This is a genomic window from Actinoallomurus sp. NPDC050550 (assembly GCF_040655075.1).
Lineage (GTDB): Bacteria > Actinomycetota > Actinomycetes > Streptosporangiales > Streptosporangiaceae > Actinoallomurus.
This window is the reverse complement of record NZ_JBFAJC010000011.1, coordinates 223,327-236,834: the sequence shown is the minus strand read 5'-3', so window position 1 is coordinate 236,834 and position 13,508 is coordinate 223,327. Positions and strand designations below refer to the sequence as shown.

Genomic DNA, 13,508 nt, shown 5'->3' with positions numbered 1-13,508 from the left:
GCTTCACCACCCTCACCGGCGGCAGCACCACCGCCCTCCCCCGCCACCAAACCCTCCGCGCCACCATGGACTGGAGCCACGACCTGTGCTCCCCCGCCGAACAACACCTCTGGGCCCGCCTCGCCACCTTCCCCGGCGGCGTCGACCTCGACACCGCCGAAGAGATCTGCTCCGGCGACGGGATCGCGCGTGATGAGATCTTCGACCTGATCTCCGGCCTGGTGGACAAATCAGTGCTCACCACCCAGCAGGTCCGCACCACGACGCGCTACCGGATGCTGGAGAGCATCCGCGCGTACGGCCGCGAGCACCTGACGCCTGCGGAGGAGACCACGCTCTGCCACGCGCGCTGCGCCCACTACCGGCGCTTGGCCGACGCGAACCGGATCGACCGCATCGTGCCCGATCAGGTGTACCGGTACTGGCTGCTGCAGACCGAGATCGCCAACCTGCGCATCGCCCTGGACTCGTGCTTCACACGGGCGCATGACCCCGTGGCCGGGCTCGACATCGCCTCCGCGATGTGGTCGTACTGGGTGATCACCGGCACCATCACCGAGGGACGGCACTGGCTGGATCGCGGCCTCGCCCTGACCTCCGAGGGCGATCCGGCGCGGTTCACCGCGCTGTGGGCCGACGCCCTGCTCGCCCTCTACCAGGGCGACGTCGCCAGCGCCCGCACCTGGGTCGCCGAGTGCCGCGCGCTCGCGGAGCAGTCGCGCGACGAGTCGTCCCTCGCCTTCGCCCTCCAGATCGCCGGGGTCGTCGCGTGCTCCGCCGGTGATCCCAAGGAGGGCTACGCGCTGCTGGAAGAGGCACGGAACCGGCACCGAGCGCTCGGCGACCTCGACGCCCTCGCCCTCAACCTGTACCTCGCCTCGGTGTACTGCTCGGCCACGGCCCCGCACGAGGCGGCCGTCCTCGGTGAGCAGCTCATCGCGCTGTGCAATGAGCGCAACGCCCCGCTGTTCCGGGCGTACGCGCAGTTCGGCGTGGCGATCGCGGCCTGGATCCAGGGCGACTGGCGCCACACGGAGGCGATGATGCGCCAGGTGGCCATCCCGTGGACCGTCATCAACGACCGCTGGGGGCTGGTGCAGTTCCTGGAGGTGATGGGGTGGACCGCCTGCGCGCGCGGTGACCATCTTCGTGCCGTTCGGCTGCTGGGCGCCGCCGACTCCGTCTGGCAGGCCGTGCACGCCTCCCCGATGGTGGTCCGCTACAGCGAGGAGTCGCATCGGAACTGCGTCGCGCGTACGCGCCAGGTGCTGGGCGGCCGGGCGTTCGCGGACGCCTTCCGGAGCGGCGCACGGCTGGGGCTCGACCACGCGATCGCCTTCGCGCTGGAGGAGGAGCCGGCCATCGCGGCAGCGGCCTTCTGAGGCCGCGAGGTCTCATCCAGAAAGAGGTCTCACCCAGAAAGACGCCGAGACCGGCATACGGGGGACATACCGGTCTCGACGTCTATGTGGGGGGTTTGGAAAGTCTCAAGCTCTCAGGGGGAGATCATGTCCCGATCGGCTCGCGTGCCATGTGGGCAGGTCCGGGGGCGGCAGCGTCCTGGCGAGGGGGCCCGCCTCCGGCCCCCGGACCCTTTGCGAGGCATCAAACGGGTATCGCTGTCGGTATTTACTGCCACCTCCCTCACATGTCGGCGTTGTCGTCCTGAGATGGTCCGCTCGTCCGGAGTTCGAACCAGACGACCTTTCCGTGCTCCGTACGGGTCGTTCCCCAGCCACTGGACAGCAGAGCGACCAGATGGAGCCCGCGTCCGCCCTCCTCACCCTTGCCGACACGGCGGATGCGAGGGGCCGACGCGGCGTCCTCGTCGTGCACTTCGAACCGCACCGCGCCGTCCCGCACGCGTACGGTCAGATCGATCTGACCCTCCGCGTGGCGTACGGCGTTGGTGACGAGTTCGCTGACGAGGAGTTCGGCGACGTCACGCTGATCGCCGAGCCTCCAGTGCTCCAGCTGCTCGCCGGCGAGCCGGCGGGCGAGGCGCACAGAGGAGGGCGATGGCGGAAGCGGCCAGGAGACGGCGGCGTCCTGGCCGCTCCCCGACTCGGCAGGGGGAACGGCGAGCTCGTCATGGGGGACGGCGGCGTCGAACGTCTGCCATGTGCACCTCGGTGCGCGATGGCCATTCGACTGCTGCTCGCTCATGAGGGGACCGGTGAACTCGATGAGCCGATTCATGGTGCCCGCCTCTCGCGGGTGGGCAGCATCCCATCCCGCCTCGGGCGGAGGCTGACGAGGCGCGTCGCGTCGCGGACCGTACGGTCCGCGGGCGGACACTGTGGTTGGTGCTGACACATCGTCTCGTACCTTCGGTCGTCGCCATTCGAAATCGGCTATGACCACGAGCATGCTCGGTCGTCCCGGGATTGGGGACGGGGAAAACACCCGTATGGGTACGTATTCCATGTAGGTAGTCGAGACGTAGGTATCACCGGCGCGGCCCGCAGGACCCCTCTCGGCGGGGCGGTGACCCGGCGGAGACCGTATCAGTAGGACTCGAGCAGGGCGATCGCCGCTCCCTGGGGATCCCGGATGATCGAGAAACGGCCCCGGCCGCCCGACACCTCCACCGGCGTTCCGGGAACCACCGCGCCGAGGGCCGCCGCGCGGTCCCGGCTCTCCTCGAGATCCCCGACCCGGACGAAGGGCAGCCACCCGAACGGGTCCTCCGGCGTGGCGGGCAGCACCTCCGCGACCCGCGTCCCGTCGGCGAGGTCGAAGACGGCCGCGTCGCCCTCGGGCGAGAGCGTCGCGGACCAGCCGATCACCTGCTCGTAGAACCGGGCGGAGGACTTGACGTCCGGGGTGCGCAGCCGGGCCCAGACGAAGGCGCCCACCTCCCGGGACGGCACCGGTTCGGTGAGCGGGTGCAGCACTGCGAAGATCGCCTTATGCGGGTCGAGAATGGGCGCGAGACGGCCGACGCCGGGAACGTCCGCGGGCTCGCCGCTGGTCACGATGCCGCCGGTCGCCGCAGCGCCCCGGGCGACGGCGTCGACGTCCGCGACCGCGACGAAGGGGGTCCAGTGGCTCGGAATGCCGGGTTTGACGTCGCTCGCCCCGCCGATCGGGACACCCGACGCGCGAAAGGTCACGCCGGTCGGCACCGCATCGGCCGACCATCCGAGCAGCTCCCCGTAGAACCGGCCCGCCGCGGCGGGGTCGGGAACTCGCAGCTCATGCCACACGAAACGACCGTCGTTCGCCATGTCCGATCCTCCATACGTCTACACTGAAGAGCATCTGCGTCTGTGCAGATATCAACTTAAGGAAGATTTTCGATGCGGTCAATGCCCGAGGACGCTCACGAGGTCTACCGGAGGTACCTCAGCGCGGTCGTGCTGCACGGACAGGCCAGTGCGGCGGCGGTGGGCCTCGGCGCCACCGACCTGTACGCGATCAACGTCCTCCAGCTGTCCGGCCCCATGACCTCCGGCCTGCTCGCCGCGCACACCGGGCTCACGACCGGAGCGACGACACGGCTCATCGACCGACTCGAACGCGCCGGTCACGTACGGCGGGTCCCCGACCCCGCCGACCGCCGGAAGGTCGTGATCGAGCACGTCTTGCGGCCGATCGGAGTGGACGAGGCCGTGGATCCGGCGCGACGGAAGGTCGGCGAGATCCTCGCCGGGTACTCCCCCGACGAGGTCGCGACGCTCTTCGACTACTTCCGCAGGGCGGCGCGGGCGTACCAGGAGGCGACCGAGGAGCTTCGCACCAGTACCGGCGATGACGACGGTTGACCGGAGGTAGGCTCGGCGGACATGAGCGGTGTCAGGAGGTGGGGAGGCGTCCGACGGGCGTCTCTGTGCCGCCTGCTGCTCATGGGACTGGTCGTGGCCGGGCTGTTCGCCATGCACGGGCTGCAGGCGTCGGACGGTCCGATGGACTCCCACGGCCTGCCGCTGATGTCCATGGCGAGCGGGCCGGACGGCTCCATGACGTCCCACCAGGCCGCCGAGCCCGTCCATGAAAGGGCGGGCACCGGACCGCGCGCACCCCTCTCACCGACGCCTCACCACCCCGGCGGGCGCACCTGCCTGGGCCTGCTGCTCGTCGCGTCCCTTCTGATCCTGCTGACCGTCCTCATCGGGCGGTCCGCCTTTCGGCGCGCCCCAAGCCGTCGACGGGCCCGGCTGCGCCGCCGGCACGGCGGGCGCCCGCCGCCCACACCGTCGATCTTCCAACTCTCCGTACTCCGGCTGTGACAGACGTCCTGGCTCTCACCGAGCCACGACGTCTCTTCACCACATCCTGGTACGGAAGGTAGACATACCGATGAAGCGCGCTTTCTCCCTGATCGTCGTCCCGGTCGCCGCGTTCACCCTCGCCGCCTGCGGCGGTGGGGACGGCGACTCCGGGCACTCCATGAGCGGCCACTCGATGCCGGCTCACTCGATGGGTGCGAGCTCCGCGCCGTCGGCGTCCGGGCACAACGCCCAGGACGTGATGTTCGCGCAGATGATGATCCCGCACCACCGGCAGGCGCTCACGATGGCGAAGCAGGCCGCCGCCAAGGCGTCCTCGCCCAAGGTCAAGAAGCTCGCCGGTCAGATCGAAGGAGCGCAGCAGCCGGAGATCGAGAAGATGACCGGCTGGCTGCGGTCCTGGGGCGCGTCCCCCTCGTCCGGTGACATGGGCATGGACCACGGCTCCGGCATGATGTCCGACAAGGACATGAAGAAGCTGGGAACGCTGTCCGGCAAGCCGTTCGACAAGGCGTTCCTGCAGATGATGATCCAGCATCACCAGGGCGCGGTCACCATGGCCAAGGCCGAGCAGGCGAGCGGATCGTCCGCCGACGCCAAGGCCCTCGCCTCCTCGATCGTCACCTCCCAGTCCGCGGAGATCGAGGCGATGAGGAAGCTCCTCGCCTCGATGTGACACGGGGCGTCCGTCCGCTCCGGCGAGTCCGGGGCGGACGGACCCGCCCGTCAGGGTCGAGGGCGGTTCCGGATCAGGGCGTTCCGGTCGAGGGTCGCGATCGCCGTGTTGGCGATGGCGATGACGGCGAACCCCAGAGCCAGGCCGGAGTGGTCCAGGCCGTACAGCGCGAGGGCGGCCACGCCGAACACCAGCGCCTTGACGAGCAGCACGCCGGGGAGCGGCAACCTCACCCGGGCCTTCGGCGCGGCGAACATCCCCCAGATGACCGCGGCCGCGGCCGGTGCCCCGATACCCAGCACCGCCTTCAGCAGGACTCCATCGCCGGCCCGCACACCCCACCAGGCGAGGACGGCGAGCGCCATGAGCTCCAGAAGAAACGCCAGCGCCTCGTTGGCCAGATGCAGTGGTCGAGGGATCACGCGCCTGACAGTAGGACACCCGATGAGGACGGGCCTAAAAGTAGGCCGAAAATGGCCAGAAAGCGCATCCGGTCGGCTTCGGCCCGGCCGGGCTCAGCCGGCGGGACGCGTCAGGCCGGCACGGCGCGCGGCCGTACTGATCGCGGTGACGTCGACGTCCGGCCAGCCGATCTGCTCGGCGAACCCGCGTACGATCCCGGCGGTCACCGCCTGGCGCTCGGCGTACGTCAGGAGGCGGGCGCAGGCGGCCTGAAACGGCGCGTTCGTATGGGGGATCCGCTCGCGCAGCCGGCTCTCCATCTCCCACGCGGTGTCCGAGCGGACGGCGAACCGGCCCAACGTGGCGCCGATGCCGTCGTCCTCCAGGCCGGCCGGATACGGCGCCCGGCGCCACGTCGCGTCGTCGTACCAGTAGACGAAGCCGAGCTCGCCGGCCTCGAGGTGGTCCTCCAGCCGCTCGTACGGCAGCCAGTCGGGGGCCCCGGCGAGCACGTCGACCGGTGGTTCATGCCACTTGGTCCCGCCCGCCTGGTCCTCGCCGAACAGCACGGCCCGCCCCTCGCCCCGCCGCGTCATCGCCGCCCAGGTGCTGCCGACGGTGTCCAGGTGCAGCCCGTCGTCGTCCAGGCGGTAGCCGGGCCGACCCGCTCCCGGGGTGGACAGGACCGCTGCCAGTGCCGCCCAGCGCGCCCAGATGATCTCGGCGGACGGCAGGTCCTCCGGACGTCCCGGACGGCGTACGGTCATCCCGGCTCCCGTTCACGAATCGACGGCGTTCCCCGTGGCCCGAGTTGGACGCCGCGCCGCGATGATCAGTTCCCCCTCGCCGGGCCCGCAGCGATCAAGAGGGCCGCCGATCGGATCGGCGGCCCTGTCGCATCGGCAAGTGCTCGACTCAACCGATGTCGCTGCCCGTCACGTTGCCGCTGCCGGTGACGTTGCTGCCGGTCACGCCGCCGACGCTGCCTGGGCTGCCGGTCACGTTGCCGACGCCGCCGACACTCGTGACGTTGCTGTTGCGGTTGCTGATGTTCGTGCCGGTCTCACGCGGGAGGAGCGGCTCACTCACGCGCTCACGCGGGAGGAGCGGCTCACTCACCCGCTCACGCGGGAAGAACGCCCGGACGTGATGCCGGTGATGCGGGTAGCGGAAATGCCGGTAGTGCCGGTAATGCCGATGCCGATACGGACGGTGATGCCGGTAGTGCCGGTAGTGGCGCCGATGGTGGTCGTACGCGATCGCGTTACCGACACCGCCCTGGGCCATCGCCACGATCTGGCTGTGGGCGGACGCCACCGTCGCGCTCTGCGACGCCGTCGCCGGCGACGCCAGCGTGAGCGCGCTCGCCGTGGCGGCGGTCGCGAGGCCGGATGCGACCCAAGTTCTCCTCAACACGTTGAGCCTCCTCTTTACCAAAAGCGCATAACGTTCTGAGGTGGCGACCCTCTTGGGCCGCGTCGGCGGGAGGCCTACACATAAGCCATTATTGCTGGATAAGCTGGAGATAACACAATAAACCAGTAACGTAACTTTAAATCGCCCTTTTCATAGCCGACACCTGTAGGCGACTCGACGCCGAGGGCACAGGCATGGCCTGTGCCCTCGAATCGTCGTCTCTCATCTCCTACGGTCGGTCACTCAATCGTGCTGCCGGAGACGTTGCCGCTGTTCTCGACGGTGCTGCCGGAGACGCCGCCGGTCGCGCCGGGGCTACCGGTCACGTTGCCGACGCCGCCCACGCTCGTCGTCTCTTCGCCGCCGCGAGAACGCTCGGTCCCGATCTGGCTTTCCGAGACGTTGCCGCTGCCCCGGATGGTGCTTTCCCGGACACCGCCCTGGGCGCCCGCGCTGCCGGTGACGTTGCCGACGCCGCCGACGCTGGTGACGGCCCGTCCGGGCTCACGGAGAGGTTGGCGAGGCTCTTCCATCCTGAAGCGCGGCTGCTCCCCCATTCCGATGCGCGAGCCGCTGACGTTCCCGCTGCCCGTGACCGTACTGCCGGTCACGCCGCCCCGGGCGCGTTCGCTGCCGGTGATGTTGCCGACGCCACCGACGCTCGTGATGTTCTCGTTGCGGTTGCTGATGTTCGTTCCGGGCCGCTCACCCGGGAAGAACGGGCGCTCCGGTTCTCTGATGAAGCGCGGGCGCTCTACGACCCTGACGCGCTCCGGCACCCTGATGAAGCGTGGGCGCTCTACCACCCTGACGCGCGGCCGTTCTCTCATTCCGACGCGCGTGCGGACGACGTTGCCGCTGCTCGTGATTCTGCTGCGGGACACGCCGCCTCGGGCGCCCGCGCTGCCGGTGACGTTGCCGACGCCGCCGACGCTGGTCACGTTACGCCCGCGACGCCCTTCGCCGTCGCTTGCGGGAACGGCGGAGACGAGGTTCCCCGCAGCGGCGGCCACGGCGCCGGTCGGGATCGCGGTACGGCTCTGGGCGTGTACAGGCGAGGCCATGAGGAGGCCGCTCGCCACAGCGGCGGCCGCAAGGCCGCACACGGACGCTTTCCTCACCACAGTTGAGCCTCCTTTGTATCGGAATGGCATAGAGCCCTAAAACATGACAGCCCTTGATTCATTAGCCAGGGGTCGCCAATGGCCATCATCCCTCGCGAATCGGCATATAACACTACGCGCAGGTAATATGTCCCCAAACTAGGGCCCTATAGGCTCGTTCTATCGGTGGCTATCGAAGGTGTCCTGACCGGCGCAAAACGCCGTCGTGACCGAGGCTCGCCGAGCGCACCCACAGATTCCGTCAATGGGCAAAATCTCGGTTCAGGAGAGAGAAGATGTTGACTCTTCCTCGAGCCGGCGGCCGAGCACCCGAACCCGCTCGGCGATCTCCGGAGCGGCGTCGAGGGTGAACTCGGCGCCGAGGGCCGCGATCGCGGCGACGTACTGCACGACGAGGTCGGCGGACTCCGCGCTCAGCCGGATCGCACACCCGTCGGCGCCCCGGTCCTCGACCTCCCCGGGGATCGACGCGAACACCCCGGCCCGTACGGCGTCGGCGGACAGCCGGACGGTCATCCGCGCGGTATGGCGGTATGACGCGGCGGCGAAGACGCGGGCGAGGTGGGCGGCCGGATCCGGCGCGGGCAGGTCACGCGGCGCGAAGCGGCGATGGGCGGGTGTGGGGCGCTCCATCCGGTCCACCCGGAAGGTCCGCCAGTCCGCCCGCTCCGGGTCGTACGCGATCAAATACCACCGTCCCTGGAGAGTGACCAGGTGGTGCGGCTCGACGCGGCGGGCGCCGACCTGGTCGGCCCGGTTCCGGTAGTCGAAGGAGAGCATCTCGTGGTCGCGGCGGCACCCGGCGATCACCGCCAGGACGGCGGGATCGGCGCGGGGCGCGTCAGGGCGGGGAACGGCGACGGTGGCATCGCTCAGCGCGGCCAGGCGGGGCCGCAGCCGGGCCGGCAGGACCTGCTCCAGCTTGGCGAGCGCCCGCATGGAGCTCTCCTCGAGGCCGGCCACGCCGCCGCCCGCGGCCGTCGCCAGGCCGAGCGCGACCGCGATCGCCTCGTCGTCGTCCAGCAGCAGGGGCGGGAGGTTACGTCCCGAGATCAGCCGGTAGCCACCGGCCGTGCCGGTCGTGCTCTCCACCGGGTAGTCGAGCGCGCGCAGCCGCCCGATGTCGCGGCGCAGCGTGCGGTCGGTGACGCCCAGCCGCTCCGCGAGCTCGGCGCCGGACCACTCCCGTCTGCCCTGCAGGAGGGACAGCAGACGCAGCAGCCGGCCGGGCAGGTCCTTGCGGGTCTCGCTCATGGATCCAGATTCCCATCCCTTCCGGACAAGATGTGTCCGGAAGGGCCTCTAACGTGCTCGCCATGAGCGAGACAGCGAGGGATCTGGACATCGACCGCCTCACCGGCCAGGTGTACCTGCCGGAGGCCGACGGCTACGACGACGAGCGCCTCGGGTTCCAGCGGCTGAACCCCCACCGGCCCGCGGTGATCGTGGGAGCGGCCGGCCCAGAGGACGTACGGGCCGGCGTCGCGTTCGCCGCCGCGCGCGGCGTGCGTGTGACGGTGCAGGCCAGCGGGCATGGACTGGGCCGCACGCTGGAGGACGGCGTACTGATCAACACACGCCGGATGTCCGGGGTCCGGGTGGATCCCGAGGCGCGTACGGCCTGGGTCGAGGCCGGCGCGACCTGGCGTCACGTCGTCGAGGCGGCCGCCCCGTACGGGCTGGCGCCGCTGTCCGGGAGCTTCCCCGGCGTCGGGGCCGTCTCCTACACCCTGGGCGGGGGCGTGGGCCTGATGGCGCGCCGCCACGGCTTCGCCGCCGACCACGTGCGCCGGTTCGAGATCGTCACCGCCGACGGGCGGCTGCGGGAGGTCACCGCGGAGTCCGAGCCGGACCTGTTCTGGGCGCTGCGCGGTGGCGGCGGCGGCTTCGGCGTGGTCACGGGCATGGAGGTCGATCTGCTGCCGGTGAGCACGATCTTCGGCGGCGGCCTGTACTTCGACGTCGCGGAGGTACCGGACGTCCTGGAGGCCTGGCGGCGGTGGACGGAGACGGCGCCGGAGGAGCTGACCTCGGGCGTGACCGTGCTGTCCTACCCCGACCTGCCGATGCTGCCGGAGGCGCTGCGCGGCCGGCATGTCGCGCACATCCAGGTCGCCTACCTGGGCTCCGAGGCGGACGGACGGGAGCTGGCGGCGCCGCTGCGCGCCCTCGGCCCGCGTCTGAAGGACACGCTGCGGGTCCTGCCCTACACCGAGTCCGGCACGGTCTTCGACGAACCCGACCGGCCCCACGCCTACCGGTCACAGAACCGTCTGCTGCGCGCGCTCGACCCGGCCGCGCTCGCGACGCTGCCGCAGACGGCGGGCCCGGCGGCCCCGGTGATGTGCGTGGTCGGGCTCCGGCACCTCGGCGGCGCGCTCTCGCGGCCGCCCCGGGTCTCGAACGCCGTCGGGCACCGAGAGGCCGCCTACCTGCTCAACATCCTGTCGCCGGTGGAGCCGGGCGAGGAGGACAAGGTCCGCGCCCTGCACCACGACATCCTCGCGCCGTTCGCCGGCGAGGCCCTCGGCCGGTCCCTCAACTTCAGTTACGGCCCGCTCGGCGAGGACGAGGTGCGGACGGGGTTCGCGCCGGAGACCTACCGGCGGCTCACCGAGCTCAAGACGGCGTACGACCCGGAGGGCGTGATCCAGGCCAACCACGCGGTCGGTCGGCGCTGAGGGCCCTGCCGAGCCGTCGCACGAGGCGGTTCCCGTCGGCGGGTTGCTTGGAGAGCTCGCTGCCGGCCCGATCAGCCCAGCTGGATGGAGCGTTTGGCCATGCCGAGCCAGAAGCCGTCGATGACGCTGCGCTGGGTGCCGAGCTCAGCCTCCCCGGCGCCGAGGGCGACGAACAGCGGCGCGAAGTGCTCCGTACGCGGGTGGGCGAGGCGGCCGGCCGGGGCCCGGTGCTCGAAGTCCAGCAGTGCGTCGAGGTCGCCGGCGGCGAGCGTCTCCCGGCCCCAGGCGTCGAACTCCTTCGACCAGCCCGGCGCGTTCTCCGGGTTCGGGTCCATGGAGAGGGCGCGCAGGTTGTGGGTGAAGAAGCCGCTGCCGACGATCAGCACGCCCTCGTCGCGCAGCGGCGCGAGGCGGCGGCCGAGGGCGAGGAGCCGCTCCGGGTCCAGGGTCGGCATGGAGATCTGCAGGACCGGGATGTCGGCGTCGGGGTACATCTCGACCAGCGGGACGTACGCGCCGTGGTCCAGGCCGCGCTCCGGGTCCTCGTGGACCGGGCCGCCCACCAGCTTGCGGACCTTGCCCGCCAGCTCGGGTGCGCCCGGCGCGGGGTAGGTGACCTGGTAGTAGTGCTCGGGGAAGCCCCAGAAGTCGTACGTCAGCGGGACCGTGCGGGTGGCGCCGACGGCGAGCGGGGCCGACTCCCAGTGCGCCGACACGACGAGGATGGCCTTCGGACGGGGCAGGCCGGCCGACCAGGCGGCGAGCTGGCCGGGCCAGGTCGCGTCGTCCGCCAGGGGCGGTGCCCCGTGGCTGAGATAGATCACCGGCATCCGTCCGGACATGGCGACCCTCCAAGTGATTGAACGCTCAACTTACCTCCCTAGAGTACGCGATTTATTTGAACACTCAACTTTTCTGTCCAAGTGATGGTGAAGAACCCGACAGGGACGGAGCCGCTCCCTCACCTGGTGGACCGACTTCGCTACCGTCGCGAGCATGCGAGTCTTGGTGATCGGTGCCGGCATCGTCGGCGCGGCCGTCGCCGCCGGGCTGACCCGCCGTGGCGCCCGGGTGACCGTGCTGGAGGGGCGCTTCCCCGGCGCGGGCACCACCGGCACGTCATTCGCCTGGGTCAACGCCAACGACAAGGATCCCGAGGCCTACTTCGCGCTGAACCACACCGCCGTCCACGCCTACCACGCGCTCGGCGGCGACGGCTTCGTCCCCACCGGGCACCTCGAGTGGGCGAACGGCGAGGCGCGCCGCCTCGAACTCACCGCCCGCGTGGAGCGGCTCCGCGACCGCGGATACGCCATCGAGCGGATCACCGCCCACCGGGCCGCCGAGCTCGAACCCGACCTCGCCGCCCAGCCCGACGGCACGGACTACGTCTACTTCCCCGAAGAAGGGCACGTGATCCCCACGGTGCTCCTCGCCCGGCTCCTCGGCGAGACCCGGGACCATGGCGGCCGCGTGGAGACCGGCGCGGCCGTACGCGAGATCAAGTCAGGGCGCGGCGGGGTCAGCGTGACACTCGCCGACGGCGGCGTCCGCGCCGCCGACGTCCTGGTGACCTGCGCCGGCCGGTGGACGGGCGGGCTCGTCGACGTCCCCGTGCTCGACCCCCGCGTGTCGGGCTCGGTCACCAACGGCTTCCTCGTCACGACGACTCCGGTCCCCGCCCGGCTGGCGCGTGTCCTGACCGGCGACCGCCTGAACGTACGCCCCGACGGCGGCGGCCGGCTCATGCTCCAGGCCGTCGATCTCGACGACGCCGCCGACCCCGAGACGCCGCCGCCGGACGACGTCGGCGCCGAGATGCTCGCCCGGCTGCCGGAGGTCCTGACCGCCGCCGACGGCGCGCGGGTCGAGCGGACCCGCGTCGGTCAGCGCGCCATGCCCGCCGACCGCCTCACCGTCGCGGGCTTCGCCGACCCGGAGGCGCGCGTCTACACCGTCGTGACGCACAGCGGGATCACGCTGGCGCCCCTCCTCGGCGACCTGGTGGCCGGTGAGGTGTACGGCAAGGAGTCGGCGCTGCTCCGGCCCTTCCGGCCGGCCCGGTTCACCGAACCGACGGGGGCCCGGCCCGCCGAACCCACCCCCGTGCCGGTTCAGTGGCCGATACAGCTGGAACGGCGGTATGCCGGGCCCAGGGATTCGGGAACACCGTCCTAGGATCCTGAAAGCGACGATCCGTACGGAATGGTCCGCGGCTCGGCGGGGATGTGGGTCGTATGAGTTCGACGGGCATCCCATGAGTGACGCTCTGCTCGAGTTCGCCGCGGAGCTCCGCTTCTTCCTGCCTCCGGCGTCCCGGAACGGATCGGTCTCCGTCGCCCTGGACGGGACCTCCTCCCTCGGGCACCTGGTGGAGTCCCTCGGCGTCCCGCTTCCCGAGGTGGGCGCGCTCACCGTCGACGGCCGCGCGGTGCCGCCGTCGTACCGCCCTCGGGGCGGGGACCTCGTCCAGGTGTCCGCGGTGCGCCGGCCTCAGCCCCTGCCCGTCACCCCGCCCCGTTTCACGCTCGACGTCCACCTCGGCACGCTGGCCCGGCGGCTGCGGCTCGTCGGCGTCGACACCGACTACCACAACGACATCGACGACGACGCCCTGATCGACCTGGCGAACCGGGAGAAGCGGATCCTGCTGACGCAGGATCGCGGGCTGCTCCGCCGCCGGAAGCTGTGGTTCGGCGCGTACGTTCGCGGGGCGGACCCGGACGCGCAGTTCGGCGACGTCCTCGACCGGTTCACGCCGCCGCTCGCGCCGTGGAGCCGGTGCACCGCCTGCAACGGCCTGCTGGCGTCGGTCGGCAAGGAGACGATCGAGCACCTCCTGGAGCCGGGCACCCGGCGCAGCTACGACGACTACGCCCGGTGCGGGGCCTGCGGCCGTCTCTACTGGAAGGGCGCCCACCACGACCGGCTGGCGGCGATCGTGGAGGCGGCCCGCCGGGCTTAGCCGAAGCGGCGG

The 13,508-nt window shown here is 71.1% G+C and carries 14 protein-coding genes and 1 pseudogene; 7 read left to right on the top strand and 8 right to left on the bottom strand.

Going from position 1 to position 13,508, the window contains the following annotated elements; genetic code table 11:
• Nucleotides 1-1,382, top strand: a pseudogene (locus AB0I04_RS18320) (LuxR family transcriptional regulator); the annotation flags it as partial.
• A 262-nt stretch (nt 1,383-1,644) separates the two neighbouring features.
• Here the strand turns inward: AB0I04_RS18320 and AB0I04_RS18315 are convergent.
• Both AB0I04_RS18315 and AB0I04_RS18310 read right to left on the bottom strand, forming a co-directional pair.
• Complete coding sequence (locus AB0I04_RS18315) at nt 1,645-2,199, bottom strand: ATP-binding protein (RefSeq protein WP_360885766.1); 555 nt, start codon at nt 2,197-2,199, stop codon at nt 1,645-1,647.
• Nucleotides 2,200-2,507: 308 nt separating this feature from the next.
• Nucleotides 2,508-3,230 (bottom strand): VOC family protein, encoded by a 723-nt coding sequence (locus AB0I04_RS18310; protein WP_360885764.1) that lies wholly within the window; start codon nt 3,228-3,230, stop codon nt 2,508-2,510.
• A gap of 81 nt (nt 3,231-3,311) precedes the next feature.
• On the opposite strand from AB0I04_RS18310, the gene AB0I04_RS18305 reads away from it, so the two are divergent.
• From AB0I04_RS18305 to AB0I04_RS18295, 3 genes are all read left to right on the top strand, one after another.
• The gene (locus tag AB0I04_RS18305; RefSeq protein WP_360885762.1) at nt 3,312-3,767 is read left to right on the top strand and encodes a MarR family transcriptional regulator; all 456 of its coding nucleotides are present in this window, start codon (nt 3,312-3,314) and stop codon (nt 3,765-3,767) included.
• Nucleotides 3,768-3,788: 21 nt separating this feature from the next.
• Nucleotides 3,789-4,232, top strand: coding sequence for a DUF6153 family protein (locus AB0I04_RS18300; protein ID WP_360885760.1), 444 nt, complete (start codon nt 3,789-3,791; stop codon nt 4,230-4,232).
• A 70-nt stretch (nt 4,233-4,302) separates the two neighbouring features.
• The gene (locus tag AB0I04_RS18295) at nt 4,303-4,908 is read left to right on the top strand and encodes a DUF305 domain-containing protein (RefSeq protein WP_360885759.1); all 606 of its coding nucleotides are present in this window, start codon (nt 4,303-4,305) and stop codon (nt 4,906-4,908) included.
• 50 nt (nt 4,909-4,958) lie between these two features.
• Here AB0I04_RS18295 and AB0I04_RS18290 read toward each other — a convergent pair whose 3' ends face one another.
• The 5 genes from AB0I04_RS18290 to AB0I04_RS18270 all read right to left on the bottom strand — a co-directional run bounded on the left by AB0I04_RS18290 (nt 4,959) and on the right by AB0I04_RS18270 (nt 9,104).
• A complete protein-coding gene (locus AB0I04_RS18290; RefSeq protein ID WP_360885757.1) occupies nt 4,959-5,330 on the bottom strand; it encodes a YrdB family protein in 372 nt (123 codons plus the stop codon).
• Between the two features lie 93 nt (nt 5,331-5,423).
• Nucleotides 5,424-6,077: a hypothetical protein gene (locus AB0I04_RS18285; protein ID WP_360885755.1), complete on the bottom strand. Its 654-nt coding sequence runs from the start codon at nt 6,075-6,077 to the stop codon at nt 5,424-5,426.
• Nucleotides 6,078-6,225: 148 nt separating this feature from the next.
• Nucleotides 6,226-6,726 carry a hypothetical protein gene (locus AB0I04_RS18280; protein ID WP_360885754.1) on the bottom strand — a complete coding sequence of 167 codons (501 nt, stop codon included), beginning with the start codon at nt 6,724-6,726 and terminating at the stop codon, nt 6,226-6,228.
• Between the two features lie 239 nt (nt 6,727-6,965).
• On the bottom strand, nt 6,966-7,847 hold the full coding sequence (locus tag AB0I04_RS18275; RefSeq protein WP_360885752.1) for a hypothetical protein: 882 nt from the start codon (nt 7,845-7,847) through the stop codon (nt 6,966-6,968).
• A 264-nt stretch (nt 7,848-8,111) separates the two neighbouring features.
• On the bottom strand, nt 8,112-9,104 hold the full coding sequence (locus AB0I04_RS18270; protein WP_360885751.1) for a WYL domain-containing protein: 993 nt from the start codon (nt 9,102-9,104) through the stop codon (nt 8,112-8,114).
• Between the two features lie 62 nt (nt 9,105-9,166).
• On the opposite strand from AB0I04_RS18270, the gene AB0I04_RS18265 reads away from it, so the two are divergent.
• Entirely contained in the window at nt 9,167-10,531 is a 1,365-nt protein-coding gene (locus tag AB0I04_RS18265; protein ID WP_360885750.1) for an FAD-binding oxidoreductase, read from the top strand.
• A 71-nt stretch (nt 10,532-10,602) separates the two neighbouring features.
• Here the strand turns inward: AB0I04_RS18265 and AB0I04_RS18260 are convergent, their stop codons facing one another.
• Nucleotides 10,603-11,373: a class III extradiol ring-cleavage dioxygenase gene (locus tag AB0I04_RS18260; protein ID WP_360885748.1), complete on the bottom strand. Its 771-nt coding sequence runs from the start codon at nt 11,371-11,373 to the stop codon at nt 10,603-10,605.
• Between the two features lie 154 nt (nt 11,374-11,527).
• Between AB0I04_RS18260 and AB0I04_RS18255 the strand changes: the two genes are divergently transcribed.
• Together AB0I04_RS18255 and AB0I04_RS18250 are read left to right on the top strand one after the other, a co-directional pair.
• Nucleotides 11,528-12,709: an FAD-binding oxidoreductase gene (locus tag AB0I04_RS18255; RefSeq protein ID WP_360885747.1), complete on the top strand. Its 1,182-nt coding sequence runs from the start codon at nt 11,528-11,530 to the stop codon at nt 12,707-12,709.
• Nucleotides 12,710-12,788: 79 nt separating this feature from the next.
• A complete protein-coding gene (locus tag AB0I04_RS18250; RefSeq protein ID WP_360885746.1) occupies nt 12,789-13,496 on the top strand; it encodes a Mut7-C RNAse domain-containing protein in 708 nt (235 codons plus the stop codon).
• Nucleotides 13,497-13,508: the final 12 nt, after the last annotated feature.

Excerpts from the sequence above, each read along its gene's own strand:
- AB0I04_RS18315 (WP_360885766.1), bottom strand. The coding sequence starts at position 2,199 with ATGAATCGGCTCATCGAGTTCACCGGTCCCCTCATGAGCGAGCAGCAG.
- AB0I04_RS18310 (WP_360885764.1), bottom strand. The coding sequence starts at position 3,230 with ATGGCGAACGACGGTCGTTTCGTGTGGCATGAGCTGCGAGTTCCCGAC.
- AB0I04_RS18305 (WP_360885762.1), top strand. The coding sequence starts at position 3,312 with ATGCCCGAGGACGCTCACGAGGTCTACCGGAGGTACCTCAGCGCGGTC.
- AB0I04_RS18300 (WP_360885760.1), top strand. The coding sequence starts at position 3,789 with ATGAGCGGTGTCAGGAGGTGGGGAGGCGTCCGACGGGCGTCTCTGTGC.
- AB0I04_RS18295 (WP_360885759.1), top strand. The coding sequence starts at position 4,303 with ATGAAGCGCGCTTTCTCCCTGATCGTCGTCCCGGTCGCCGCGTTCACC.
- AB0I04_RS18285 (WP_360885755.1), bottom strand. The coding sequence starts at position 6,077 with ATGACCGTACGCCGTCCGGGACGTCCGGAGGACCTGCCGTCCGCCGAG.
- AB0I04_RS18270 (WP_360885751.1), bottom strand. The coding sequence starts at position 9,104 with ATGAGCGAGACCCGCAAGGACCTGCCCGGCCGGCTGCTGCGTCTGCTG.
- AB0I04_RS18265 (WP_360885750.1), top strand. The coding sequence starts at position 9,167 with ATGAGCGAGACAGCGAGGGATCTGGACATCGACCGCCTCACCGGCCAG.
- AB0I04_RS18260 (WP_360885748.1), bottom strand. The coding sequence starts at position 11,373 with ATGTCCGGACGGATGCCGGTGATCTATCTCAGCCACGGGGCACCGCCC.
- AB0I04_RS18255 (WP_360885747.1), top strand. The coding sequence starts at position 11,528 with ATGCGAGTCTTGGTGATCGGTGCCGGCATCGTCGGCGCGGCCGTCGCC.
- AB0I04_RS18250 (WP_360885746.1), top strand. The coding sequence starts at position 12,789 with ATGAGTGACGCTCTGCTCGAGTTCGCCGCGGAGCTCCGCTTCTTCCTG.